The sequence below is a fragment of the Vibrio sp. QJM3NY_39 genome (assembly GCF_057785895.1).
Genome location: NZ_CM173506.1, coordinates 827,047 through 852,578 on the forward strand (window position 1 = coordinate 827,047; position 25,532 = coordinate 852,578).

Annotated in this window: 26 protein-coding genes; 14 read left to right on the forward strand and 12 right to left on the reverse strand. The window is 45.8% G+C overall.

Features of this window, described 5'->3' with window-relative positions; genetic code table 11:
• Positions 1-250: 250 nt before the first annotated feature.
• Complete coding sequence (locus tag AC3CHU_RS19555; protein ID WP_017075241.1) at positions 251-1,594, reverse strand: NCS2 family permease; 1,344 nt, start codon at positions 1,592-1,594, stop codon at positions 251-253.
• A gap of 247 nt (positions 1,595-1,841) precedes the next feature.
• A complete protein-coding gene (gene uraH / locus AC3CHU_RS19560) occupies positions 1,842-2,195 on the reverse strand; it encodes a hydroxyisourate hydrolase (RefSeq protein WP_017075240.1) in 354 nt (117 codons plus the stop codon).
• Positions 2,196-2,606: 411 nt separating this feature from the next.
• Between uraH and puuE the strand changes: the two genes are divergently transcribed.
• The 14 genes from puuE to AC3CHU_RS19630 all read left to right on the forward strand — a co-directional run bounded on the left by puuE (position 2,607) and on the right by AC3CHU_RS19630 (position 13,789).
• Positions 2,607-3,545 (forward strand): allantoinase PuuE, encoded by a 939-nt coding sequence (gene puuE / locus AC3CHU_RS19565; RefSeq protein ID WP_488526242.1) that lies wholly within the window; start codon positions 2,607-2,609, stop codon positions 3,543-3,545.
• Between the two features lie 22 nt (positions 3,546-3,567).
• On the forward strand, positions 3,568-4,083 hold the full coding sequence (uraD, locus tag AC3CHU_RS19570) for a 2-oxo-4-hydroxy-4-carboxy-5-ureidoimidazoline decarboxylase (RefSeq protein WP_488526243.1): 516 nt from the start codon (positions 3,568-3,570) through the stop codon (positions 4,081-4,083).
• 123 nt (positions 4,084-4,206) lie between these two features.
• The gene (gene alc, locus AC3CHU_RS19575; protein WP_048658943.1) at positions 4,207-5,193 is read left to right on the forward strand and encodes an allantoicase; all 987 of its coding nucleotides are present in this window, start codon (positions 4,207-4,209) and stop codon (positions 5,191-5,193) included.
• A 14-nt stretch (positions 5,194-5,207) separates the two neighbouring features.
• Positions 5,208-5,768, forward strand: a complete 561-nt coding sequence (locus AC3CHU_RS19580) for an ureidoglycolate lyase (RefSeq protein ID WP_004732859.1) — start codon at positions 5,208-5,210, stop codon at positions 5,766-5,768.
• 14 nt (positions 5,769-5,782) lie between these two features.
• The gene (locus AC3CHU_RS19585; protein ID WP_114635731.1) at positions 5,783-7,102 is read left to right on the forward strand and encodes a urate hydroxylase PuuD; all 1,320 of its coding nucleotides are present in this window, start codon (positions 5,783-5,785) and stop codon (positions 7,100-7,102) included.
• Positions 7,103-7,492: 390 nt separating this feature from the next.
• The gene (locus AC3CHU_RS19590; RefSeq protein WP_488524388.1) at positions 7,493-8,413 is read left to right on the forward strand and encodes an IS5 family transposase; all 921 of its coding nucleotides are present in this window, start codon (positions 7,493-7,495) and stop codon (positions 8,411-8,413) included.
• 367 nt (positions 8,414-8,780) lie between these two features.
• Positions 8,781-9,020 (forward strand): hypothetical protein, encoded by a 240-nt coding sequence (locus AC3CHU_RS19595; protein ID WP_102552586.1) that lies wholly within the window; start codon positions 8,781-8,783, stop codon positions 9,018-9,020.
• Positions 9,021-9,051: 31 nt separating this feature from the next.
• Positions 9,052-9,525: a GrpB family protein gene (locus AC3CHU_RS19600; protein WP_488526244.1), complete on the forward strand. Its 474-nt coding sequence runs from the start codon at positions 9,052-9,054 to the stop codon at positions 9,523-9,525.
• A gap of 356 nt (positions 9,526-9,881) precedes the next feature.
• Positions 9,882-10,385, forward strand: coding sequence for an RDD family protein (locus AC3CHU_RS19605; RefSeq protein WP_488526245.1), 504 nt, complete (start codon positions 9,882-9,884; stop codon positions 10,383-10,385).
• A gap of 38 nt (positions 10,386-10,423) precedes the next feature.
• Positions 10,424-11,659 (forward strand): MFS transporter, encoded by a 1,236-nt coding sequence (locus AC3CHU_RS19610; RefSeq protein WP_488526246.1) that lies wholly within the window; start codon positions 10,424-10,426, stop codon positions 11,657-11,659.
• A gap of 50 nt (positions 11,660-11,709) precedes the next feature.
• Positions 11,710-12,180 carry a GNAT family N-acetyltransferase gene (locus AC3CHU_RS19615; RefSeq protein ID WP_488526247.1) on the forward strand — a complete coding sequence of 157 codons (471 nt, stop codon included), beginning with the start codon at positions 11,710-11,712 and terminating at the stop codon, positions 12,178-12,180.
• Between the two features lie 248 nt (positions 12,181-12,428).
• Complete coding sequence (locus AC3CHU_RS19620; RefSeq protein WP_054546204.1) at positions 12,429-12,947, forward strand: hypothetical protein; 519 nt, start codon at positions 12,429-12,431, stop codon at positions 12,945-12,947.
• Between the two features lie 44 nt (positions 12,948-12,991).
• Entirely contained in the window at positions 12,992-13,348 is a 357-nt protein-coding gene (locus AC3CHU_RS19625) for a MerR family transcriptional regulator (protein ID WP_488526248.1), read from the forward strand.
• A 60-nt stretch (positions 13,349-13,408) separates the two neighbouring features.
• Positions 13,409-13,789 carry a carboxymuconolactone decarboxylase family protein gene (locus AC3CHU_RS19630; protein WP_488526249.1) on the forward strand — a complete coding sequence of 127 codons (381 nt, stop codon included), beginning with the start codon at positions 13,409-13,411 and terminating at the stop codon, positions 13,787-13,789.
• Positions 13,790-13,902: 113 nt separating this feature from the next.
• Here the strand turns inward: AC3CHU_RS19630 and AC3CHU_RS19635 are convergent, their stop codons facing one another.
• From AC3CHU_RS19635 to AC3CHU_RS19680, 10 genes are all read right to left on the reverse strand, one after another.
• Positions 13,903-14,784 carry an AEC family transporter gene (locus AC3CHU_RS19635; protein ID WP_488526250.1) on the reverse strand — a complete coding sequence of 294 codons (882 nt, stop codon included), beginning with the start codon at positions 14,782-14,784 and terminating at the stop codon, positions 13,903-13,905.
• Positions 14,785-15,071: 287 nt separating this feature from the next.
• Entirely contained in the window at positions 15,072-16,406 is a 1,335-nt protein-coding gene (gene guaD, locus AC3CHU_RS19640; protein ID WP_488526251.1) for a guanine deaminase, read from the reverse strand.
• 59 nt (positions 16,407-16,465) lie between these two features.
• Positions 16,466-17,347: a xanthine dehydrogenase accessory protein XdhC gene (gene xdhC / locus AC3CHU_RS19645; protein WP_488526252.1), complete on the reverse strand. Its 882-nt coding sequence runs from the start codon at positions 17,345-17,347 to the stop codon at positions 16,466-16,468.
• A gap of 54 nt (positions 17,348-17,401) precedes the next feature.
• Positions 17,402-19,807: a xanthine dehydrogenase molybdopterin binding subunit gene (xdhB, locus tag AC3CHU_RS19650; RefSeq protein WP_488526253.1), complete on the reverse strand. Its 2,406-nt coding sequence runs from the start codon at positions 19,805-19,807 to the stop codon at positions 17,402-17,404.
• The gene (gene xdhA, locus AC3CHU_RS19655) at positions 19,800-21,245 is read right to left on the reverse strand and encodes a xanthine dehydrogenase small subunit (RefSeq protein ID WP_488526254.1); all 1,446 of its coding nucleotides are present in this window, start codon (positions 21,243-21,245) and stop codon (positions 19,800-19,802) included. The genes xdhB and xdhA overlap by 8 nt, the downstream gene beginning before the upstream one ends.
• 496 nt (positions 21,246-21,741) lie before the next feature.
• Positions 21,742-22,476 (reverse strand): GntR family transcriptional regulator, encoded by a 735-nt coding sequence (locus AC3CHU_RS19660; protein ID WP_488526255.1) that lies wholly within the window; start codon positions 22,474-22,476, stop codon positions 21,742-21,744.
• Positions 22,477-22,670: 194 nt separating this feature from the next.
• A complete protein-coding gene (locus tag AC3CHU_RS19665; RefSeq protein WP_136974168.1) occupies positions 22,671-23,357 on the reverse strand; it encodes a DNA-3-methyladenine glycosylase I in 687 nt (228 codons plus the stop codon).
• Between the two features lie 89 nt (positions 23,358-23,446).
• Positions 23,447-23,962, reverse strand: a complete 516-nt coding sequence (locus AC3CHU_RS19670; protein ID WP_488526256.1) for a GNAT family N-acetyltransferase — start codon at positions 23,960-23,962, stop codon at positions 23,447-23,449.
• 42 nt (positions 23,963-24,004) lie between these two features.
• Positions 24,005-24,631 carry an HD domain-containing protein gene (locus AC3CHU_RS19675; RefSeq protein WP_488526257.1) on the reverse strand — a complete coding sequence of 209 codons (627 nt, stop codon included), beginning with the start codon at positions 24,629-24,631 and terminating at the stop codon, positions 24,005-24,007.
• Positions 24,632-24,841: 210 nt separating this feature from the next.
• On the reverse strand, positions 24,842-25,501 hold the full coding sequence (locus AC3CHU_RS19680) for an HAD family hydrolase (protein ID WP_054546214.1): 660 nt from the start codon (positions 25,499-25,501) through the stop codon (positions 24,842-24,844).
• Between the last annotated feature and the right edge of the window lie 31 nt (positions 25,502-25,532).

Sequence of the window (25,532 nt, forward strand, 5' to 3'; positions counted from 1 at the left end):
TGCCTGCGTTTCCGTTTACAGGCGATTGGCGGTCAAATAATGACTTCTACAAACTGCGTAGGGTCATAAAAAAGGTGCACTAACCGAGCGGAATGCGTCTGCACTCCGCTGATTAGCACTATTAGCTTTTTCTTAAAAATGTTGTTCTAGCATGTGTCTTGATAGCTTGGCTTGTGAACAAATCAAGCACTCATTCTTGAGCCATCTCTAAATGACCGAATGTCTAAGCGACGGCTCAAGAACGATTTGATTAACCGATGAACACGAGCTTCGCGACAAAAATCGCGGCTAGGAAGTACATCGAAATTGATACGTCTTTTGTTTTGCCTGTCGCCAATTTCAATACCGTGTAGGTAATGAAACCCAGTGCGATACCATTTGCGATAGAGAAGGTCAGAGGCATCATCAGGGCAGTAATAGCTGCAGGTGCACCGTTGGTGAAGTCTTTCCAATCAACGTGTTGCATGCTGCTCATCATTACGAACGCTACGTAAATCAGCGCGCCAGAGGTTGCGTAAGCGGGGATCATGCCTGCAAGTGGCGATAGAAAAATCGCCGCTAAGAACAACACGCCAACCACAATTGCAGATAGGCCAGTTCGCGCGCCTGCTGCAACGCCTGCGGCACTTTCTACATAACTGGTGACTGGTGGACAACCCACACACGCACCTGCCACGCTTGAGATACTGTCGGCTTTCAGTGCTTTGCTTAGTCCTTCGATCTTGCCTGTCTCAGGGTTCGTCAGATTTGCACGCTCAGCCACGCCCATCAAAGTACCTGCGGTATCGAACATGTTGACGAAAAGGAAAGCCAAGATAACGCTGATCATCGAAACATCAAGCGCACCCATAATGTCCATTTTAAGGAACGTAGGCGCTAAACTTGGTGGAGCAGCGAAGAAGCCGTTGTAATGCACTAAGCCAAGCATCATGCCGACCAGAGTCACACTCAAAATTCCGATTAACACGGCACCAAATATTTTACGCTCACTGAGTACCGCGATGATCAAGAAGGCGATAGCGGCCAGTAGAGCTTCAGGTTTAGTAAAATCCCCTAAAGAAACCAAAGTCGCTGGATTTTCGACGACGATGCCCGCTGTTTTAAGGCCAATTAGACCTAAAAATAGGCCAACACCCGCTGTCATGGCATAACGCAGACTCACCGGAATACTTTCGATTATCCATTGGCGAACCTTGTAGAAACTCATCCCGACGAACAAGATGCCGGAGATAAACACTGCACCCAACGCCACTTCCCAGGTGTAGCCCATTTCGCTTACTACCGTGAATGAGAAGAAGGCATTCAAGCCCATGCCCGGTGCAAGGCCGACAGGCCAGTTCGCAAATAGCCCCATTAACAAACAACCGATCGCAGCACCAATACAAGTCGCGACAAATACCGCTCCTGCATCCATGCCTGACGCAGCCATAATTTGTGGGTTAACGAAGATAATGTAAGCCATAGTGGCGAAGGTAGTCACACCCCCCATTAATTCATCTTTCACGCTGCTTCCGTGGGCCTTAATTTTAAAGAGTTTCTCTAAAATTCCGTTATTCGCGTCTTGGTTGAGTATTTCTGTTTTACTCTCACTCATGTCAGCAAGTCCTTTTATGTTGTGATCCATTTATTGAATACAGCGAGATTTCAATATTAAGTTTTAAGGTTTTTTCCTAGCCGTTATTTCTTTAGTTATCTGTTGTTTAGTCATCAACTCTCTAACTAATAACGTTGTTAGTATTTTTATATGAGCGTGTTTAGTGAGCGCGCATCATTTTAGATACACGCACGAATCTGTTTATTATTCGATGGTTGAGCCTAGTTCGAAGTTCTAGGTCACGGGACTAACTGCCCCGATAGGTGGAGAAACTGTACGGCGAGACGAGAAGAGGAACGTGATAATGCGCTTCTGGATCATCTAAGCCGAAACGAATAACCACATCGTCTAGGAAAGGTACGCCATCCAATTCCACACCTTTGCTTTTGTAATAATCCGCAACGTAGAACACCAATTGATATTTCCCCGGTCGGAAATCATTCCCTGCCAGAATCGGCGCATCGGTTCGGCCATCGGAGTTGGTGATCACCGTCGCCAGCTTTTCTGTTGAGTCTTCATTGACCTTATAAAGCTCTACTTTGATCTCTGTGCCCGGTAAGCCGTGCGTGGTGTCTAATACGTGTGTTGTTAATCTTCCCATAGTCCTTTAATAGCGCTTTTGGCGCTCCTCTGTTCCGTGGTTTATCTGTCTGTTTCGACCTTGCAGAGAATGCAACTGGTCACTTTGTTATCACTAACTATGTACGAACTGTACACAATTAGTAAAGCTAATTGTTGGAAAAATGTTAACCATTGTATCGTTTTTTCTGAATTTATAGATCTTGATTATCGTTTTTTTACGAGTATTGATTTGGATAAGTTGTTGTTTTTAAATGGTAATGTTGCGCAAATTTAACTTGAATAACAAAATCTTTACATTGAGATAAATAATTGTATACAATAAATGTACAGGGGTAAGGTTGCTCTGTTTATCGAGAATCCATTTGGTTGAATCATTTGGTGACTCACTTAAAGAGCGGCTAAGCCAACCACTTATGTTAGGAGTACTTGGATGAATAAGGATTATTCAAGAAATTTGATCGGTTACGGAGCTAACCCTCCAAACCCTCAATGGCCAGGTAATGCGCGCGTCGCGGTTTCTTTTGTATTGAACTATGAAGAGGGCGGTGAGCGTTGTTTGTTACATGGAGACGACGAGTCTGAAGCTTTTCTTTCAGAGATCCCGTCAGCACAGCCGATCAAAGGCGAACGTCACATGAGCATGGAATCCATTTATGAATATGGTAGCCGTGCGGGTGTATGGCGTGTTCTTCGCTTGTTCGATGAATATGAAATTCCATTGACCGTCTTTGCGGTTGCTATGGCGATTGAGCGTCATCCAGACGTTGCTAAAGCCATGGTCGAAGCAGGCCACGAAATCTGTAGCCACGGTTATCGCTGGATAGACTATCAATACATTGATGAGTCTGAAGAGCGCGACCACATGACCAAAGCGATCGAGATCATCCAGCAAGTGACGGGGCAACGCCCGCAAGGTTGGTATACAGGTCGAACGGGTCCAAATACGCGTCGCTTAGTCGCAGAAGAAGGCGGCTTTCTTTACGACTCAGATGCCTATGATGATGACTTGCCTTATTGGCACACCGAAACCGGTCATCCACAACTGGTGATCCCATACACACTTGATGTGAACGACATGCGTTTTTCAACCGCGCAAGGCTTTAACTCGGGTGAGCAGTTCTTCCAATATCTAAAAGATACGTTTGACACCCTTTATATGGAAGGCGAAACCGCACCGAAAATGATGTCGGTTGGGTTGCATTGTCGTCTGATTGGTCGCCCCGGTCGTATTGCTGCATTAAGACGTTTCTTAGATTACGTAAAACAGCACGACAGCGTGTGGTTATGTCGTCGAATCGATATCGCCAACCACTGGCACCAACATCATCCATATCAACTAAATAACGCTAATCATCAACAGCAAAAGTAGCAGTGAAGCAAGGAGGCTTAACGTGACTGAATTTCGATTATGCCAACCAACAACCATGGACCGCGATACGTTTGTCGCTCATTTTGCTGACGTCTACGAACACAGCCCGTGGGTTGCAGAACTGGTGTATGACCAAGGTTTGAATGCCGAAGACGACCATATCGAGAATCTTCATCTGAAAATGGCATCGACCTTGTTAAGTGCAGACCAAGGCAAACAGTTGGCTTTGATCAATGCTCACCCGGATTTAGCCGGTCGAGCAGCAGTAAACGGCGAACTCACAGAGTCGTCGACTAAAGAACAAGCGGGGGCGGGCATCGACCAGTGCAACGCCGAAGAATTTGAAAAATTCACTTCTTATAACAACAGCTACAAAAGTCGCTTCAATTTCCCTTTTATCATGGCGGTGAAGGGAGCCAATCGTTACCAAATTCTTGAGTCGTTCGAGATGCGATTAGGAAATGATAGTGAAACTGAGTTTGCTACGGCGATTCAAGAGATCAACAAGATCGCGATGTTTCGTCTCTGGGATATGTAAGTTAACGGAGTTAACAGCTATCTCAGCCCAGTCTTAGTGCGTTAAATTTTTGATTTGTAAAAACATAAGCCACTAAGCTCTCATTTTATTATTACTTGATTAATTTCATAGGATTACACGGACATGACCCATAAATTTGAACAGTACATAAACCTTGCAGACGAAAAACTCGGCGCAGAAGCTACCTTCGCAACCGACGATTTTTTCGCGGATAAAAGCCGTCTACTCAGCCACGCAGCGCCAGAGTGGAAAGACGACTTATACGACGATAACGGCAAGTGGATGGACGGTTGGGAAAGCAGACGTAAACGCGGCGAAGGTTACGACTATTGTGTTGTTCGCCTTGGCCTAGCTGGCACCATTGCTGGCGTTGATATTGATACCTCATTCTTCACAGGTAACTTCCCACCTTCGGCATCAATTGACGCGTGTTATTCACCACAAGGTGAACCAACTGACTCAACAGAGTGGCAAGAAATTCTGCCTTCAATGGCACTACAGGGTGATCACCATCATCTTGAAGCAATCGAAAGTGACCAAGTATTTACGCACCTACGTTTGAACATCTATCCAGACGGCGGTGTCGCGCGCTTACGTGTTTATGGCCGACCAAGTGTGGATTGGGAAGCAATTGATTCTCAGCAACAAGTCGACCTAGCATCGGTTGAACACGGTGGCCGAGCATTGGCATGTAGCGATGAGCACTACGGCAACAAAGCCAACATCTTAGGTCCAGGCCGCGGTGAAAACATGGGTGACGGTTGGGAAACAGCGCGTCGTCGTACACCGGGTAATGACTGGGTTATCGTGGCACTAGGTCATCCAGGTAACATCGAACGCATCGTCGTTGATACGGCCCACTTCAAAGGTAACTACCCAGACAGCTGCTCAATTCAAGCCGCTTACGTGAAAGGCGGTACCGACGACCAAGTAGAAACACAAAGCCTATTCTGGCGTGAACTGCTACCTGCACAAAAGCTGCAAGCGCACGAGATTCACGAATTCATTTCTGAGGTAAACGACCTTGGTGCAATTACCCACGTACGTGCAAACATATTCCCAGATGGTGGTATCAGCCGTTTGCGTCTGTTTGGTACGAAGGCGAAATAGGTAAGGAAATCGATATGAGTAATGGAATACGTCGTTTATCCATCGAACCGTTAACCAAGCAGGCTTTTGCAGAGTTTGGCGATGTTATCGAGTCCGATAATAGTGATTTCTTCATGATCAACAGTGGATCAACACGTCGCTACCACAAGCTAGCGACAACGGATGTGCAAGACCAAGACGGAGAAGCGATCATCAGCATCTTCCAAGCCACACCGTTGAGCTACCCACTGACCATCAAAATGTTAGAGCGCCATCCGCTTGGCTCTCAAGCATTCATTCCATTACTTGGTCAACCCTATTTAATTGTTGTTGCGCCAAAAGGCGACGATCCAACATTAGCCAATAGCCGAGCTTTCTTGAGCAACGGCCGTCAAGGAGTGAACTATCACAAAGGGGTGTGGCATCACCCAGTTCTTGCGCTTACTGATCAAGACCAGTTCTTGATCGTCGATAGAGGCGGCGAAGGGCACAATTGTGATGAAGTTTATTTCGACAGCGATCGAGTGGCATTGCATTTGGACGATCTGCCAACGGACGACAATAAGGAAGAGCAACGCTTAGCTAAAGCGTTGTGATACAGGAGTTTATTATGGATCCGCATATTACAGAGTGGTTGAATTTAGCAATACGCTGGGCTCACATGATTGTTGGTGTTGCGTGGATAGGCGCATCATTTTACTTTGTTTGGTTAGAGAACAACCTTAATCGAGTAAACCCAAAAACGGGCCTTTCAGGCGACTTGTGGGCGATTCACGGTGGTGGTATTTATCACCTAGAGAAGTACAAACTTGCGCCCCCAGAGATGCCAGAGCACCTGCACTGGTTCAAATGGGAAGCCTACTTCACGTGGATCACCGGTGTGTGTCTACTGGGTGTGGTTTACTACCTTAACGCTGAGATTTACCTGATCGCACCGGGCTCTGGCCTTGATTCAACAACGGCAATCGCGATTGGTATTGGTTCATTTGTTGCTGGTTGGTTTATCTACGACTTACTGTGTGACTCACCATTAGGTAAAACCCCCGTGTTGCTTGGTGTTGTGCTGTTTGTGCTGCTCGTCGCTGCGACATATGGCTTAACCCAAGTGTTCAGTGGCCGTGGTGCTTACATCCACGTGGGTGCCATCATTGGTACCATCATGGTGGGTAACGTATTCCGCGTTATCATGCCTGCACAGCGCAACTTGGTGAAAGCGATTGAAGAGAAGCGTGAACCGGATCCGGCATTGCCAGCGAAAGGTTTACTACGTTCTCGTCACAACAACTACATGACACTGCCAGTGCTGTTCATCATGATCAGTAACCACTTCCCAAGCACTTATGGCTCGGAATACAACTGGTTGATTCTTGCTGGCCTAGCGATCTTTAGCATCTTGGTGCGTCACTACTTCAACACCCGTCACGGTAGTCAGAAGTTTGCATGGACAGTACCTGTAGCGGCATTGGGTATGATCACGCTTGCGTTTGTGACCTCACCTTATGCGAAAAAGCAGATGACTCCGGTTGTGCAAGCACCTGTGGTTCAAGAAGTGCAAGTAAGCGCGACGGAATCGGCGACAGAAGAGGCTGTTTCGAACAGCACAGCTTCAACGACAGCTAGTTCTCAAGTTGCACCTGCAGATCACGCAATGCAAACGGCTAGCGCAGGTGTAAGCTTTGAAACCATTAACAAAGTCATTCAAGAGCGCTGTTCTGTGTGTCATTCATCAACCCCAAGCCACGCCGCTTTTGCTGCTGCGCCAGCCGGTGTGATGTTTGATACGCCAGAAGAGATCAAAGCCAACGTACCTAGGATTGTTGCTCAAACCGTAACAACTAAGGTGATGCCGCTCGGCAACATGACTCAAATGACCGACGAAGAACGCGCACTCATCGGCACTTGGGTAGAGCAAGGCGCTACGCTTCAATAGCAGTACTTTGTAATAGCAGTACTTTGCAATAACAGTACTCAGTATCCTTTACCTAAGAGCATGAGTCTTAGGTGAGGCTTGGGGAGAGTTTGGTTTCGGGCACGCGCCAAACTCATCCCACCCTGTTTCCCCGGTTCCTATAACCGGGGCTTTTTGTTTTTTGTATACTTCTATTACACCTTACCTTTAGTGTTAAATTTAACACTAATTAAGTGATTTTCTGTGTTGATACTCACCATTACGAATAATTTCCTACTTTTCTTACTAATACCATGCAATAAATAAGGTGTTTATAAATTATAATTTCCGGCGGCTTTGTTGCGTAATTCAATGGAACTAAATCAAGAGCCTACGATCTGATCAGCTACGTTCACTCCTTCTCGTAGCTCTATGCCTAAACCTCGTTACAAAACAACCAACTGGAAGCAATACAACCAATCACTTATTAACCGTGGCTCTCTGACCTTTTGGATTGATGAAGAGGCAATAAACGGGTGGGCGCAAAGCAAACAGAGTAAGCGCGGGAGGCCACGTCGGTTCAGCGATTTAGCTATCACGACAGCGCTCATGGTGAAACGAGTTTTTTCTATGCCACTGAGAGCTCTGCAAGGGTTTATCGACTCAATATTTAGGCTTGCCCATGTTCCATTAAGTTGTCCGCATTACACCTGCATCAGTCGTAGAGCAAAGCAAGTTGAGGTCTCATTTAAGACTAAAGCGAGAGGAGCAATACAGCACCTGGCCATTGATGCAACTGGCCTAAAGGTTTATGGCGAAGGTGAATGGAAAGTCAAAAAACACGGGACAGATGGCAAGCGTAGAGTTTGGCGAAAGCTGCATATTGCCGTTGATACAAGCACTCATGAAATTATCGCAGCCGAGCTAAGTTTATCGACGGTTACAGATGGAGAAGTCCTCCCGAACTTACTGAAACAAACACGCCGAAGTATCCTTGAGGTGTCTGGTGATGGAGCTTACGACACGAGATTGTGTCATGCTGCTATTAAGAGTAAGGGAGCCATTGCGCTTATTCCCCCAAGAGAAGGGGCAGCCTTCTGGGAGCGTGGTCATCCTCGAAACCTCGCCGTGGGTTGCCAGAAGTTATACGGCTCAAATAAGTATTGGAAAGAGCGGTATGGGTACCACAGACGTTCACTATCAGAAACAGCGATGTATCGAGTTAAACAGTTACTAGGAGGACGATTGAGCTTAAGACATTACAATGCGCAGGTGGGTGAGACTTACGCGATGATAAAAGCGTTGAACAAGCTTACTGGGTTAGGTATGCCTGAAACTTGTCGTATTGACTAAGAAACACACGAAATGGGGTAGCTCTATCTATAAATTTAATTACGCAACAAAGCCCCTCATACTCAGAAAAGTGTTTATGAAGTCAATACGGGGAATAAAATCAAAACCCAACTTGATGTTCTTTTAGTTAGTGCAGAAAATGCAATTCGCTCGTCTGGAGCTGATTTCCATATCATCGGTTTTGACGACAATAAAGTATGACGCTAAAAGCACCGAGGTTTTAACTTTGGTGCTCTCTTCAAGTTTCAATATATTGTGACTTTCTAGTTAACCTTGATTTATAAGTTGGAAGCCTGCATAAGATACTTGATATGAAACTCTACCCGTGGCATTTTCTGTTCCAAATTGACTTTAATTAGGACAGAAAATGGAAGACTTGATAGTCGCGTATTTTAGGGCATTAAGCGCATTCTTCAGATATATGTTTCAGTCGCTCGTGATCGAATTTATTGGTTACGGCTCTGGTTGGATAGTTTGTAAAGTATTCACATTAGGACGCTTCCCTTCATTTACTCCAACTGAAAAAGAGCGAACCAGAATCTCTTATATCGGTGCGATTAGCATCGCACTATTTCTGTTAGCCATCGGTGTGTTCAATAGCTTTTAATGCTTAGAGCCAGTCATAGAAGCGAGTAAGTATGAAATTCTACCCTGCTGAACAATACCAAACTGCTTGTCATGAAATGTTTGCTCGATATGAGCGTGACATCAGAAAGCTGATACCTAATGCGAGAGTCGAGCATGTAGGCGCATCTTCGATTCCATCAGCCGTATCTAAGGGCGATTTAGATATATTCGTTGGAGTTGAGCTTGGCGAACTTGAGGATGCTATAGAGCGACTTACAACACTCGGCTTTACAGAGAAACTCGATACGTTAAGAACACCCGAACTGTGTATGTTGGAATCAACATCCGTTGAGGATGTGGCCTTGCAAGTGGTCACTAATGGTTCTGAGTTTGAATGCTTTCTAACGTTTCGTGACAAGCTACGTGTGAATCCGGCATTAGTGGAGCAATACAATACTCTCAAATTGGCTTATGAAGGCTGGCCTCAAGATGAATACCGTGAAAAAAAGTCTGACTTTATCGAGCATGTGCTGGCTGTGAAATAGCAACAGTGCCCCTGATATCTCATTTTTTTAACTAACAAAAGTCTTATTAATACAGAGTGTTAAGCAAAAACAACGAGCCTCTGAAGATTTACCCTCTTAAATTTCCTTCAAACTGTCTTACCACGTTTTAATAGCTTAAATTTACGCAACTAAGCTCACATATATTGCATGGGGCATTAATGGATGTATTGGTTTGTGTTATGTTTCGCGTGATTTTATAAAGCGTAACTTATCTATTGAAAGCAAAGTGTTTTCTTTTCGGATTAATTTCAAGATTTGTCTATCAGTACATCAACTTGGCGCTATCAAAAATCGATTCCTCTATGCCAATAATCAATACCACCTTAGGAAAAGACATGTCTGAAGTAATAGAAAACACCCCTGCAGTTATACTCTCGTCTCGATCGTCCCGAGTAGGGGCAAGTTTGATTGATGGCCTGATTGGTATCGCTATGATGACGCCAATTTTTCTCTATACCGATTATTTTCAAAAAATATTCGATACAGGGGAAATTGATATGACAGAACTACTTGTAGTCTCAGCTTACTGTTGGTTGGTGTTCTTTTTGTTACACGGATATTTGCTGCATAAGAAGGGGCAGACGATTGGTAAAAACCTTATGGAAATCGCGATTGTCGATATGGAAGGTAAACAAATAGGGTTATTCAATATAGTAGGCAAACGAATGATGCCGATGACAATCGCTACGTACATACCTGTAATTGGTCATTTTATAACGACGCTAGATTATCTGTTTGTTTTGCGTAAAGACAAACGTTGCCTACATGACTTAATCGCGGGCACTCAGGTTGTTAGTGTAGCGGTACCTAGAAGCCTAGATTTCAGTACTATCGAATAGAAATTCATAATCAAGCACTTACATACTTTAGGAACTTCATGATTCATAAGCTTTTCTCAGCCATTTCTATTTACAGGTATTTACCGAATAATATCTATTATTTAGCACTAGCTAGAATGATTCTGGGAATGGGTAACTTTATCGTTCCATTTTTAGTCTTACTGTTAACCGATAAGTTGGGTTATTCCGCAACAGTCGCAGGTTCCCTTGCCATGGGTGTGACGGGCTCTTACCTTTTAGGGAGCTTTTTAGGTGGGAGACTAGCCGATAGGTTGGGACATAAACGGGTCGTGGTGTTTGGCGAGTTTATGTGTGCTGTATTATTGATTATTTGTGGTTTCTTCGCCGATGCTCCGGTAGTCGTACCTGTGTTCTTGTTTTGTGCCTATTTCTTTGGCGGTTTAGCTTTACCCGCGAGTAATGCTTTAGTTGCCGATCTTTCTACTCCTCAGAATCGTGATGCAGTCATGTCATTGAGTTATCTAGCCTATAACTTTGGTTCAGCTCTTGGTCCTGTTATGGCTGGCTACTTGTTCTGGAATTACACCGACTGGATATTTTTCGGCAACGGTTTTGCTGCTCTTTTTTGTGTTTTTATTGTGGCTGCATTTGTGAAGTTGCAACCTGGAACGGAATCGACCAGCGAGAGTGAACTGGAACAGCCCGTTTCTGGTTCGGTTTGGTCAGTTTTAAAATCAAGGCCACGGCTTTTGTTGTTCACTTTTCTATGTGGATTACTGTGGTATTCGCTAAATCAAATGACTATGGCGAGTCCATTGTATTTGAGCCATGTGTTTGGAGAGCAAGGCCCAATTATTTTCGGGCAACTCATGACTTACGCTTGTGTTGTGGTGGTGCTGATTACGCCAATCTTAATGAAGTTCACGTCAAGTAAGGCTGAAACCGTAAGCCTTGCCTATGCAGGTTTTATGTTTGCCTTTGGTTATATGCTCGTCATGTTGTTTCCCAACATTCCTGTTCATTTTTTTGCTTGGCTATTTCTATCTGCGGGCGAGGTTCTTCTTTTGACAAAAGAGGGCATATATTTAGCAAACAACTCCCCTTCGAGTCATCGTGGACGCATTCAAGGCGTGCTCATTACCTTGCGAACGGTTTTCGTTATGCCTAGTTTTATCGTGATTGGCTACTTTATCGATGATTATGGGTACACTTTCACTTGGTTTAATGTGATCTTAATTTCAGTTGTTGGTGCCGTTGGTTTTTATCTTATGTCAGCTAAGGGGAAGCAATCTCCAGCGTTAGTCACCGAGTAGTTATTCGATTTACTAGCAAGTAGTATCTTTTAGTCACCAGAGGTAGGCTTATGATTACAATTAGAAAAGCGGCTGAGTCTGATGCTCAGGATATTTTCGATATTCGAAGTCGTGCCATTGTCGAGAAGTGCTCGGCTTATTACTCAGAAGAACAGCTGTCAATATGGACGCAGGGTGGAATGTCTGATGGATTCATAAGCGATGTAGTCCAAACCTTTCACGTTTCAGAAGTTGATGGTCGAGTGATTGGCAGCGGTAAGATCAACATCGAAACCGGTATGATTGATGCTATTTTTGTTGACCCTGACTTTGCAGGAAAAGGTGCAGCGAAGCAGATGTTGCAGTTCCTAGAAGAATTAGCGATTCAACACAACTTGCCGTTAATGAAGCTAGAATCGACCCTGAATGCTGCGGAATTTTATCGTTCGTGTGGTTTTGTCGGTGATGAACTTTCCACTTATCACTCTCCTAGAGGTATTAGCCTCGACTGCATCCCGATGGAAAAGCCGCTACTTGCTTAAATAAACAGCGCTAACCCCAATGGTTGGTGCTGTTTTTACTTTCCTCTTACACTCTTTTTTAATATCGAACCTAGTATCAAATTTCTCTTTGTTATACAGGCAAGTCTCTCATTATGAAGAACTTCTTCGATAGCGAACTCATGCTCTCTAGCTCCTTGAATTTCGTTTTGCTATCACTAGGGCTAACGTTCCTTTTTCATCTTCCGATTTGGTGTGGGTTCAACTTGAGCCGACGAAAGTGGAAGCTCATGGATTATTTATGGCCGTTCTTGGCGGGTATCGGCATGCTGGGTGCTGTTTCTGAAATTCGAGCATCGGTGGCTGGTGATTGGGTTGAAACCGAACAAACCAGAGCGGTGGCGATTTTAGAATCTGTTCAGCAGTTCTCTTTGGATAAGCTGCGAAGTGATATCTGCACCGGTCAACCATCTTTAGATAATCACGCTCAGCACCATGAAGCGTGTTTGTGGTATTTGAATACGGCGATCACGTTCAAAGATGTCGATTTCACCTTGTTACCCAACGCATCGGATTTTACGGTTCCTGCGCCTAGCGTGTCGCTGGTTGAAAGTGATGCAGTGTGGGTGGATGGTATGTTGAGTCAGTATGAGAAGCAGAAAAACCAGTACATAAAAACCAGAGAAGCGCAGGTGAAGCAGCCACTAGAAAGCATCTTTTGGTATGTGAGTCCTTACTTAGTGTGTTTTGCTATTGCTTTACGTTTGACGAAAGTGACCGCAGAGCTCAAATTAGATAAGTGCGCATAGTTTGAGTTCCTAGTACTTATTACTCAGATAGAAAAGGTGAAGTAATGAATGTGAGTGAGTTTTCTCGGTTGGCGGGTTTGTCTGCCCATACGCTTCGCTACTATGAAAAAATCGGCTTGCTGAAAAATGTTCAGCGGAACAGTAGCGGTCATCGAGTCTATACATCGAAGGATGTTACTTGGATTGAGTTTGTGAAGCGCTTAAAAGACACCGCAATGCCACTGGATGAGATTCTAGAATACGCAAAGCTAAGGGAGTTAGGGCCAGAATCGACTTCGCAGCGTCAAGTGTTACTTGAACAACATCAACAGAATTTGCGAGCCCATATCGAAGAGCAGCAAAAGCACATGGCAGCGTTGGAAGAAAAAATTAGTTTGTATCGAGATGGAAAAGTCCGTTGACTTAGAGTCGACTCTAACTTGTAAGGTGTTCCTGTGGATTATAAATACAGGAACAGACTTATGAATCAATCACGTTTCGACATTGGCTTAGAAAGACTTAATCACATAGACGGAGAAGCAGGGCAACAGGTTATCGAAAGCCTGCAAGACATTTGCCCTGATCTTGCCAAGTATACTATCGAGTATCCCTTCGGAGACATCTATTCACGCCCCGGTTTGGATTTAAAATCGCGAGAGATCGCGACCGTCGCTGCCCTTACCGCACTCGGTAATTGTGCTCCTCAACTTAAGGTGCATTTAAATGCGGCACTCAATGTCGGATGCAGCGAGGAAGAGGTTAAAGAAGTGATATTGCAGATGTCGGTCTACGCGGGATTCCCTTCGGCACTTAATGGCATGTTTGCTTTCAAGGAAGTGCTTGCTGAGAGAAACACAGTGTAAGAGAAACAAAAAATATAGTTTGAAAAAGGGAGCCTCAACTTGGCTAAGTTGTGCTCCCTTTTTATTTATTGGCTAAGTTTTAAAGGTCGTTAATCTGGAAGGTTCGCGGTTCTTTAAGGCGACAAAGACAGCGCGAATGATAGCAAGATCGGCAAGGTGACCACGCTCAGGAAGTTGCCAAACAACACCATAGACGCGACCTTGGGTGGCTCTACATTGAACCTTTCTGCAAACAGGTAGTTCATCACGGCGGGTGGCAGCATGGTGAACAGCACCATCATTTGCAGGTGCAGCGTTGGCAGCGGGATAAAGAAGTAGATGATGGTAAAGGCGATGGCCCCAGTAAATAGCGATTGAGCCGTGCACAATAAGCCGACTTTTAATCCGCTCAATCTCAAGTTGACCATTTGCGAACCCAGCGACAACAGCATGATAGGCACGGCTGCTTGGCCGAGTAGTGATGTGGCTTCGTAGATTGGGTTCCAAACACCAATTCCAGATAAGTTCAACGTCATCGCCAATGCAGCGGCTAAGAATATCGGCATCTTGAGGATCTGTTTTATCGGGTTGCCATCGCTTAATAGCGCCAAACCAACACTAATGTGCACGCAAGCTGACACCACAAACAGCAATACAGCAGGGGCTAATGCGCTCTCGCCAAAGGTATACGTGAACAGAGGAATCGCGAGGTTGCCACTGTTGCGAAACATGTGTGGCGGAGCCCAAGCTTTGAAGTTGAGCTTAAAAATCTTACAGATTGGAATCATCAACAATGCGGGCACCAACACCGCAACCAAAGAAGCGGTGATGAGTGGCAGTTGTTCTGTGTCGAGAGGCATGGTGGTCAGTGATGCAAACACCAAAGCAGGAATACAGACATCCATGTTAATGCGATTGATCGGTTTGAAATCGGGCTTGAGCCAACGACCCACCGCAAAGCCAGCACTGGCTAAAGCAAAAACGGGAAACAGAATGCTGACGACCTGTTCGAACATAGAATTCCTTTCTAGATTGGGTGCTTCCATTCAGCTGAGAAACGAATGTTTTAGAGCGACGCCAAACGAAGCATAAAGTCGATATGTATAAACATTAACCTATCAATATAATGACTTGGCGTCACCGAAGATCGTTGTCTGTGAGCGGTTAATTTATATTTCTTTGAATGAAGCACAAAAAAGACCAGTGGCATCAGCAACTGGTCTTTAAAGGCTAGATAAATCTGGATGGATTATTTAATAAACGACGGTTGTCGCTGTCTAGCGATTGTTACTCGGTTTTAAGCCTAACTAACGAGCTTTTTGTAATCTTTGAAATTCACGTCGTAGGCTTTTTCGCCATAGATGTAAGTCTCGCTGACGGTTCTGTCGTCACCCAAGCTCATCAACACGAATAGCTTCTCTTCAAGCTTGGTGGTTTGTTCCATTCTAAAGCGCATCAGCTGAGTTGCGTGTAGATCCAACACCACGAAATCCGCTTCTTTGCCCACTTCCAAGTTACCAATCTTGTCTTCTAAATGCAGCGAACGTGCACCGCCTAGTGTTGCCAAGAACAGCGACTTAGCCGGGTGCAACTTCTTATGCTGTAGCTGCATGATCTTGTACGCTTCACTCATTGTTTGCAGAATTGAGAAGCTAGTGCCTGCGCCTACATCAGTACCCACGCCGACACGAATACCGTGATCTTCCATCTCTGGTAATCGGAACAAACCCGAGCCTAAGAAAAGGTTAGAAGTCGGGCAGAAGGCGATGGCAGATTCAGTATCGGCAAGGCGTTTACATTCACAATCAGAAAGGTGAATACCATGAGCAAATACCGAACGTTTGTGCAGCAAGCCATAGTGGTCATACACATCTAGGTAGCTGTCGCGTTCTGGGAACAGCGATTTCACCCACTCGATCTCTTTCTCGTTTTCAGAAAGGTGAGTGTGCATGTACACGTCTGGGTATTCTTCTAGCAGTTTACCTACAGTAGCAAGTTGTTCTGGTGTGCTGGTTGGCGCAAAACGAGGTGTCACCGCGTAAAGCAAACGGCCGCGGTTATGCCACTTTTCGATCAGCTCTTTTGAGTCTGTATAGCCAGATTCTGGTGTGTCAGTCAGGTAATCAGGAGCATTGCGATCCATCAGCACCTTACCTGCGATCATGCGTAGGTTACGTTTCTCAGCTTCTTCAAAGAACACGTTAACCGACTCTTTGTGTACCGTGCCAAATACGAGTGCAGTGGTGGTGCCGTTGCTTGCCAATTCGTCTAGGAATAGCTTCGCCACTTTGTGTGCGTAAACTGGGTTTTTGAAGCGCTTTTCTTCTGGGAAGGTGTAGTTCTCTAACCAATCAAGAAGCTGCTCACCGTAAGACGCGATCATCCCTGTTTGAGGGTAGTGGATGTGCGTATCAATAAAGCCAGAGGTGATCAGCTTGTCTTTGTATTGTTTTACTTCGAGTGTTTTAGGTTGGCGAGCCAATACTTCGTCCGCATGGCCTAAGTCGACGACATGGCCGTTCTCAACCACTAAAACACCGTCTTCAAAATAGTCGTAAGACTCATCGATACCGACGTCTTTTGGGTCGGCGACGCTGTGTAAAATACTGGCGCGATAAGCTTTGCGTTGCGTTGTCATGTTTACTTCCTTTTAATGACTTCAGCGACTTTATGGCCGCTAAAGCTTTGCGACTTGTGTTAGGCGATCTTCTCTTCCAATGGTGGTTCGCCTACGTCGCTTGGTTGACTGTGTTGAACGGTCAAATCCTGATTTCGATATTGTTTGGTTGGGCGCTTTTGTTCAAGTGCTTGGCCTTGATAGTGTGCGATCAATTCACCCGCAACCGACACCGCAATTTCCGCGGGATGTTTGCCATTCACGGCACTAATACCAATCGGGCAAAGCATAGTTTCAATTTGTTCTTGGCTGTAGCCACGCTGCTCTAAGCGGAAGTCGAATTTCTTACGCTTCGTAAGCGAACCAATCATGCCAAAGTAACGGCTATCTTCACGGTCAATAATCGCTTTGGTTAGGTCGAAATCGAGCTGATGGTTGTGGGTCATCACAAGGTAATAACTGTTCGGTGGCATGTGTTTGACTTCACCGACTGGATCGTCGCTTACTAGCTTTTTCACACCGTGTGGCAGCGTTTCAGGGAATACTTCTTCACGTTCATCAATCCAGGTCACGCGGAAGGGTAGGGTTGCGACAATGTGCAGCAGCGCTTTGGCAACATGACCTGCGCCAAATAGCACAAGGTGGTTCTGCTGAGTGCCAATCGGCTCAAAGATTAACGTTGCCATTCCGCCACAACATTGGCCTAAGCGAGCACCGAGGTTGAAGCGTTCCACTTTGAGTGATTTCTCGCTGGCAATCAGCATCTCGCGAGCCATTTTAGTGGCCACATGTTCAAGGTGACCACCACCAATCGTAGCGATGATTCGGTCACGAGTGACAAGCATTTTGGTGCCCGCATCGCGTGGAACGGAACCTCTGTCTTCGAGCACCGTCACCATTACACATGGCTCGTAGTTCTCTTCCAGTTTTGCCAGTTCGTGAATCCAATTATCCTTAAACATATGTCCTCCTAAATCCCTTTTTATGCTTCCCAAGCTAAACGATCGATATGAGCCCTAAGCCGTTTCTGATTGAGCATCGACCGAAGTCGGAGCCGTTTCAGTGACTTCCTGAATCGCCATCAAGATACGTTCTGGCGTTGCAGGTGTGTTGAGCTTAGGAATCGCGCCATCGACAGCGACATAGCTAATGGCGTCTTTCAGTGCGCTCCACACCGACATTCCCAACATGAAAGGCGGTTCACCCACGGCTTTCGAGTTGAAGACGGTGTCTTCTGGGTTGTTACGGTTTTCTAAAAGGTGCGTTCTGAAATCAATTGGCATATCAGCAATCGCAGGGATCTTGTAACTTGCAGGGCCATTGGTCATCAAGCGGCCTTGCTGGTTCCACACCAACTCTTCCGTCGTTAACCAACCAACACCTTGCACAAAGCCACCTTCGACTTGGCCGATATCAATCGCAGGGTTCAATGAAGCGCCCACATCATGCAGAATATCGACACGCAGAATCTTGTTCTCGCCGGTTAAGGTATCGACGATAACCTCTGAACAAGAGGCACCATACGCGTAGTAGTAGAACGGACGACCGCGCGCTTTCTCGTGATCGTAATAGATCTTCGGCGTGCGGTAGAAGCCAGTGCTCGATAGCGAGATTTGGTTAAACCAAGCCAGTTCAACAAACGAGTTGAAGGTCATGATCTCATCGCGGATTTGCACCATGCCGTTCTTAAATACCACCTCTTCAGGCCACACTTTGAAGTGCGAGGAAGCGAAGTCAATCAGGCGCTGCTTAATGGTCATTGCGGCGTTTTGCGCGGCCTTACCGTTGAGGTCGGTGCCCGATGAGGCTGCGGTTGGTGATGTGTTCGGAACTTTGTCTGTGTTTGTAGCGGTGATCTGGATACGTTCGACATCGACTTGGAACTCCTGTGCAACGATTTGTGCCACTTTGATGTTCAAGCCTTGCCCCATTTCCGTACCACCGTGATTCAAATGAATACTGCCATCGGTGTAGATATGGATGAGCGCACCTGCTTGGTTCAAGAAAGTCGCAGTAAACGAGATACCGAATTTCACTGGCGTGATAGCAAGGCCTTTCTTCAAGATAGGGCTTTGCTTGTTGAACTCAGCGATGTCTTTACGACGGGCGTGATAGTCACTGCTGCGTTCAAGCTGTTCGGTTATCTCAGGTAAAAAGTTGTCTTCAACGGTTTGGTAGTAATGGGTCACGTTACGGCCTTCTCCGCCGTAGTAGTTCGCCTTACGTACTTCCAAAGGATCTTTTTTCAGGTAACGCGCAATCTCGTCCATGATGTGCTCAATGGTCATCATGCCTTGCGGGCCACCAAAGCCACGGTAAGCGGTATTCGATGCCGTGTTGGTTTTGCATCGATGACCGACCACAGTTGCATCACCTAGGTAATAGGCGTTGTCTGAGTGGAACATTGCGCGGTCGACGATAGAACTTGATAAGTCTGGCGAGTAACCACAGTTACCTGCAACGGTAATATCGGCACCTTGAATCACACCGTTGTCGTCAAAACCGACTGTGTATTGATTGTAGAACGGGTGGCGTTTACCGGTTTGCTGCATGTCTTCGTTACGCAGCAGACGCATTTTGGTAGGTCGACCTGTAAGGTGGGCAATAACCGCAGCCATACATGCTGGAGAGGCCGCTTGAGTCTCTTTACCACCAAAACCACCACCCATACGACGCATATCAATCACGACTTTGTGCATCGGTACGCCAATCACTTCCGCGACCAGTTTTTGAACCTCGGTCGGGTTTTGAGTCGAGGTGTACACGATCATGCCTCCGTCTTCGGTTGGCATCACGCTACTGATTTGAGTTTCTAGGTAGAAGTGCTCTTGGCCGCCGATCTCTAGGTCACCAGAGATCACGTGTTTCGCTTTTGCCAGTGCGGCTTTTGAGTCACCACGTTGTTGAGTGTGGCTTTCTGTTACGAAGTGCTCTTTCTCTAGTGCTTCTTTCACATCAAGGATGGCGGGTAGCTCTTCGTATTCAATAATGGCTGCATGTGCGGCTTTGCGTGCCGTCTCTAAATCGTTAGCTGCCACGGCAATTACAGGTTGGCCGTAATATTCTACTTTGCCATCGGCAAGCAGTGGGTCACCCGGAAGAATCGCACCGATATCCAGTTCGCCCGGTACGTCTTTCGCTTGAATGGCAATTGCCACGCCTTCGAATTCGTAACACGGAGATAGGTCTATTTTGGTGATGTTGGCGTGTGCTTGCGTGCTCAGGCGTGCGTATACGTGCAGCTGATTGGGGAACTCAAGACGGTCGTCAATGTATACCGCTTCGCCCGTGACTTGCTTGGCTGCACTGTCGTGTTTAACGCTTTTACCTACGCCAGTTTTTAGGTCTTGTTTTGCAATGGTAACCATCTCTTCGTGGGTCATCGCATTGCTCTTGTGACCAGAGGAATTTGATTTAGACATAAGACGTTACCCTTGTTTCGATTTGGTTGTTTTTGTTCTGTCGTTCAATGAAGTAGCGACGCAGCATGTTGGCCGCCGACAATGAACGGTATTCTTGGCTTGCACGGAAATCAGATAGCGGCTCAAAGTCGTTATACAGTTCCTGCATCGCTAACTTAATATTAGCGTCTGTCCACGGTTTGCCTAATAACGTATTTTCACAACGAGTTGCACGCTTAGGCGTTGCTGCCATACCGCCGAAAGCGATACGAGCGTAAGAAACCTTGCCATCTTCAATTTGAATATCAAACGCGCCACACACCGCAGAGATGTCGTCGTCTAAACGTTTAGACACTTTGTAAGCTCGGAAGCTGTCGTTGGTTGGCTTAGGAATGATGAGCTGTTCAATGAATTCACTCTCTTTCTGCGCCGTCACTTTATAGCTGATGAAGTAATCTTCAATCGGCATAGTGCGTGATTCATCCCCGCAGCGAAGTTTGATCTTCGCGTCGAGAGCAATCAGCAGAGGAGGGGTATCACCGATAGGCGAGGCATTCGCCACATTACCGCCAATGGTGCCTTGGTTGCGTACTTGCAGTGAAGCAAAGCGATGCAACAGTTCACCAAAATCTGGGTAGTGCTTTTTCAGTAGTGAGTAAGAATCACTGATAGGCAGGTTGGCACCAATGATTAAATCGGTGTCGGTCTCTTCACATACCTTCATGTCTTCAACAAGGTTCACGCTGATCAGTGTTTCAATTTCACGATGGAATTGCGTCACTTCCAGTGCTAAATCCGTACCGCCAGCAACCAGCTTAGCGTTCGGGTGGGCTTGAAAAAGCTTGGCCAGCTCATCAGTGCTTTTCGGGGAAAAAGCGGTGAGGTGACCAAGACGTAAGTTGGCCTCGGTGTCTTGAATACTTTCTAGCTTCTTGATGGTGTTGCGTTCAAGCTCAGCAAATTGGTCGATTAAAGGCTGGTCTGTTGAAAGTGACATCGCTGCATCAACAATTGGTCGGTAGCCAGTACAGCGACACAGGTTACCCGCCAGTGATTCCATGACGTCTTCTTTGCTCGCATCGGGTTTGTTCTTGCCTAACGCAAACATCGACATGACGAAGCCAGGTGTGCAGTAACCACACTGTGAACCGTGAAAATCAACCACCGCTTTCTGCACTGGGTGCAAAGAGCGATCTCGGTTTTGTAGATCTTCTACTGTGATCAGTTGCTTGCCATGCAGCGCTGAAACGAAAGTTAGGCAAGAGTTCACCGAGCGATATTGCAGCTGTCCATCAACCACTTCACCGAGAACTACCGTACATGCACCACAGTCACCCGACCCACAACCTTCTTTTGTACCGGTTTTATTAACCTTGGTACGAAGGTAGTTGAGCACTGTCATATTTGGCGACAGATTATCTTCACGTCTTATTTCCTGATTGAGCAAAAAAGTAATCAAGAGACCTCCTTGTAAATCGACATATTTCCATGTGTATTCTTTTTGACTTCTAGGTCAATAATTATCCATCCTGACCCTGTGGTCAACTATTTATTTACAAAAATGCAACAAATGGTCTTCACGAATTATTGTATACAATTTAATTTTGACTGTAGTTGTCTGTTTTATAAGGGGTTGAATTGAAGGTGAACAGTTTTTTGGTGTGAATGAATTGATAGCTATGTATACAAGATAAAGACAGGGTTTATGGCACTGTTGGAAGTGATTCTGTAGAGGCTAAGATCGTTGTTGAGACTAGATTAGACAGTAATTTTAGATGGATGTGAGCCGGTCGTCGTATTTATTTTTAGGGGAGAGGGCATAAAAAAGAGAAGTAAACGCAGAGGCTTGCTTCTCTCCAATTTTGTTAACGAAAAGCTGTTAATAAAAAGCTGTTAATAAAAAGCTGTTAACGAAAAGTTGTTAAAAGATGGCTGTTAATCGCTTGTTGAATCGTCTATGACTTGCTCTTAAGCAGATCTGAGAACACGACATGCAGGTCGCTCGATGCGGTGCTGCTGTCTAGGTTGAGCTTAGAGCGAATGTGGCTTAGGTGCTCGTGCATCAATACTACCGCTTGTTGTTCGTTGCCAGACTCAATCGCATCCAGTAAGCCTGAGTGCTCGTCTAAAGAGCAGTTCGAGTGGTTACCGGTTTCGTATTGAGCGATCAGCAGTGAGGTTTGCGATACTAAACTGCGTTGGAAAGCGAGCAGTGGTGCGTTCTCTGCCATTTCAGCCAGTTTGATGTGGAACTCACCAGACAAACGTAGGCCAGAGCCGTAATCACCTTGGTCAAAAGCGCAGTTCTCTTTTGCGACCAATTTTCTGCACTCTTCGATTTGAGCTTTAGTCGCGTTTTTAACGGCTAGCTCAGTGATAGCAATTTCCATTACTTCACGTGCTTTAAATATTTGCTTAGCTTCATCCACAGTCGGTGCAGCAATCATTGCGCCTCGGTTTGGACGGATCACCACAACTTGTTCTAAAGAGAGACGCAGCAAGGCACGACGGATAATGGTGCGGCTAACACTAAAGATTTCTGCTAAGGCTTCTTCGCTTAATTTGGTGGCTGGTGGCAGCCTTTGTTCTAGTATCGCGTCGAAGATATGGCAGTAAACAACATCGTCTTGAGTCTGGCCTGTTACTTTCGTTTTTACACCTTTGGAGACAGAATTTTTGAGAGCTGTCATAGAGATAAGGGCCCTTGTTTAGTCGAGTTGGGTAAGTCGAGAATAATTCATGAGAGTTACTCTATATTGTATACATTTATCTATACAATGCCACCGGATGAAAGTGCGATGCACGCTTATTTGTTAATGACTTATAACATTTAGTTTGCAGTGAACTGTGTGCAATCTAGAGCTTTAAGTCATTCTTCTCAAAACTAGACGCGATTATCACCGCAGCTGTACGCAACAATCTGGCTTATTTCGCTCAAGCTACGGCCTGATTGTTGTTGCCATTCGTTGAAGGCTTTGCCCGCTGCCAGTTGTGCTCGCTTGGTGTTACGACCGCTATCGACCACATCTGTACTGCGCAGATGCGCTTCAACGTCAGAAGATAGGATAAAAGTATCTTTGCCCATTTGGCGCAAGGTGTAAGCGCCAGTATTACCGCCCAAACGCTTGCCGTGTTTTTTCAGGTAATCCCAGAGTTCTGTAATGCGCTCTGATGGCCACTCGGCAACCATTTGTGAGAATGAATCCGCCTCACGCTTGGCATTGTGAATCATGGTGGCGTTCGCAGGGATGGTCATTACCTTGGTGAGGTGGCGAATAATACGCGGGTCTTGTGCTTTCTGTTCCCACATTTCATTCGGCAGCATCAGCATTTTTTCGATATTGAATTCAAAGAACACTTCTTCAAATTGCGGCCATTTTTTTCTTACTACATTCCATGAAATGCCACACTGGAATACCTTTTCAGTAAAGGCGGCCAACCAACGGTCGTCGGTGATTTGTGATAGCTCGGTTTGTGAAAGGGGTGCACGAACAATTTTTTCGAGTTCGGCCGCTCCGCCTTTGCGGTGAGCTGCACGTTGATAAATAGTGTCGAATTTTTCTTGGGTCATTGAAGGTTCCAAATTACATCTGTGTAGCCAATGTTTAATGATATGGGGTCAAATCTGGCAATTAAAACGATCGAGCCGAGTAAAACATACTAACCGAGCTTTAATTCCATTTGATACAAGGACCAGGTTTTGCCATTGAATTCTTTCACGCTCGGCTCTTTGTCTACCACCTCAAAGCCCGCTTTGTCGTAGCAACGTTTTGCGCCGATATTCTGCTGAAAGACTGCCAAACTGATGGTGGTGATATCTGGTATTTGTTTCGCGGCTTCTAATGCACTTTCTATCATGGATTGCCCAAGCCCTTTGCCTCGAAGGCTGGGGTGAATCGCAACTCGGCAGAAGCGAAGTTCGCTGTCTGACATGCGTTGAAATTCCATAAAGCCAAGCAAGTCGTCGGTATTCGATTTCGCGTTCGATTCAAAGTATGACTTAGATGCAGAGAAGGTATATAGCTCGACATGTGGCTCTTGTGATCGTTCGATGATCGAGGTTGCTTTTAACGGCCAACCAAATGTTCGCCCACCCCACAGCACGTAGTCTTCTAGGGATGTAAACCAAGTGACGATCTCTTCAGCGTCGGATGCTTTAAAGCGGTTTATTTCCATATCCTTCTCTCTTCCTTATCGCGTGTCTCTTTTTTTAAGCCGTTAAACTTCGGCGCCCAATTGTTCAAGAAAGCCACGCATGTAGTCGGTGCGTTTGTTGGCTTCCAATTTGGCGGATTCTGTATTCATGGTTTCAGCGAGCTTGAACAGCTTCACGTAGAAATGGTCGACGCTGTAATGCTTGTCATCCAAGTCACGATGTTCAGCGAACGGGTCTTCGTGGTTATAGAGTTCGGCGTTAAAGCTTTGACCCACGTATAGGCAGCGTGCAATACCAATCGCACCGAGAGAATCTAGTCGATCCGCATCTTGGACGATTTGAGCTTCTAAGGTTTCTGGTGTGATGTTGGCACTGTAACTGTGAGTGACAATGGCGTGATGGATCTCATCAAGATAGGGCGCAGGATACTCGATAGATTTGAGGAAAGAGATCGCCTTGTCTGCCGCCAATTTTGAGCTTTGAGCGCGGTCTGGGTGGTTCTTCGGAAAGGTGAAGCAATCATGAAGGTAAGCGGCGGGTAGCACGACCTCAAGCTTCGCTTTCTCTTGAGCACACAAAGCCTTGGCGGTTTTGACTACGCGCTTGATGTGGCTGATATCGTGTGCTGCATCTTGTATCATCTCTTGCTGTGCAAAATCAAGCAGTTGGCTTTCAAGTTTTTCAATCACGCGTCTCTTTCTCCATTTTTAGACGTTATCAATGTTGCTTATCGATCAGTGTCGTTTCATATCGACTTTAACAGTTTCAAGCGCGAGTTTTTATCTTTTATAAAAGGAATACCCACAAAAAAACCGACTCTGTGAGTCGGCTTGATAGAGAGGCTTGTCTACGTATTTTAGGACGAGACAGATAAAAGCGTTATCAACGGTAATCAGAGTTTAAGCTGCGGCTTGTTGAAGCTGCACTAACACATCATGCAGCGATGGGCTGATGGTGTGACCAAGCGCTTTTACTTCTTCGCAAGGCTCGACCAAATCTGGGATCTGGAAGCTGATCATGTTGGCTGCCATTGATGCGCGAATACCGTTGTTTGAATCTTCAAACGCTAGGCAGGTTTCTGGGGCAACACCTAGGCGTTCAGCCGCTAGCAGGTAGATCTCGGGGTGAGGCTTACCATTGGTGACTTCACAACCTGTGCTTAACGACGTGAAGTAAGAATCTAGGCCAGCCAGCTCAAGCTTCTTTTTCGCGATATCAAGCTGAGTGGAGGTCGCCACTGCGATTGGAATGTCGTTTGATTTCAGCCATTCAAGAAGCTCAATCACGCCGTCTTTTACTGGGATAGCTTGGTGCTTAACAATCGCACTGTAGCGTGTGCGCCATTCGTTGTTCAGCGCTGGGTAATCTAGCTCTTCACCGTAGCCATTTCTAAAAATCTGTTCGATGGTTTTTGCGTTACAACCGATGATACCTAGGTAAACATCCTGCAAAAACGGAACACCTTGCGCGTGACATGCCTCTTCAAAAACCTGCATACAAAGTCGCTCGGTGTCGAGCAGCAGTCCATCCATATCAAAAATAGCAGCTTGAAAATTCATATCCGTGGTTCTTTATGTGTTGTCATCGTGA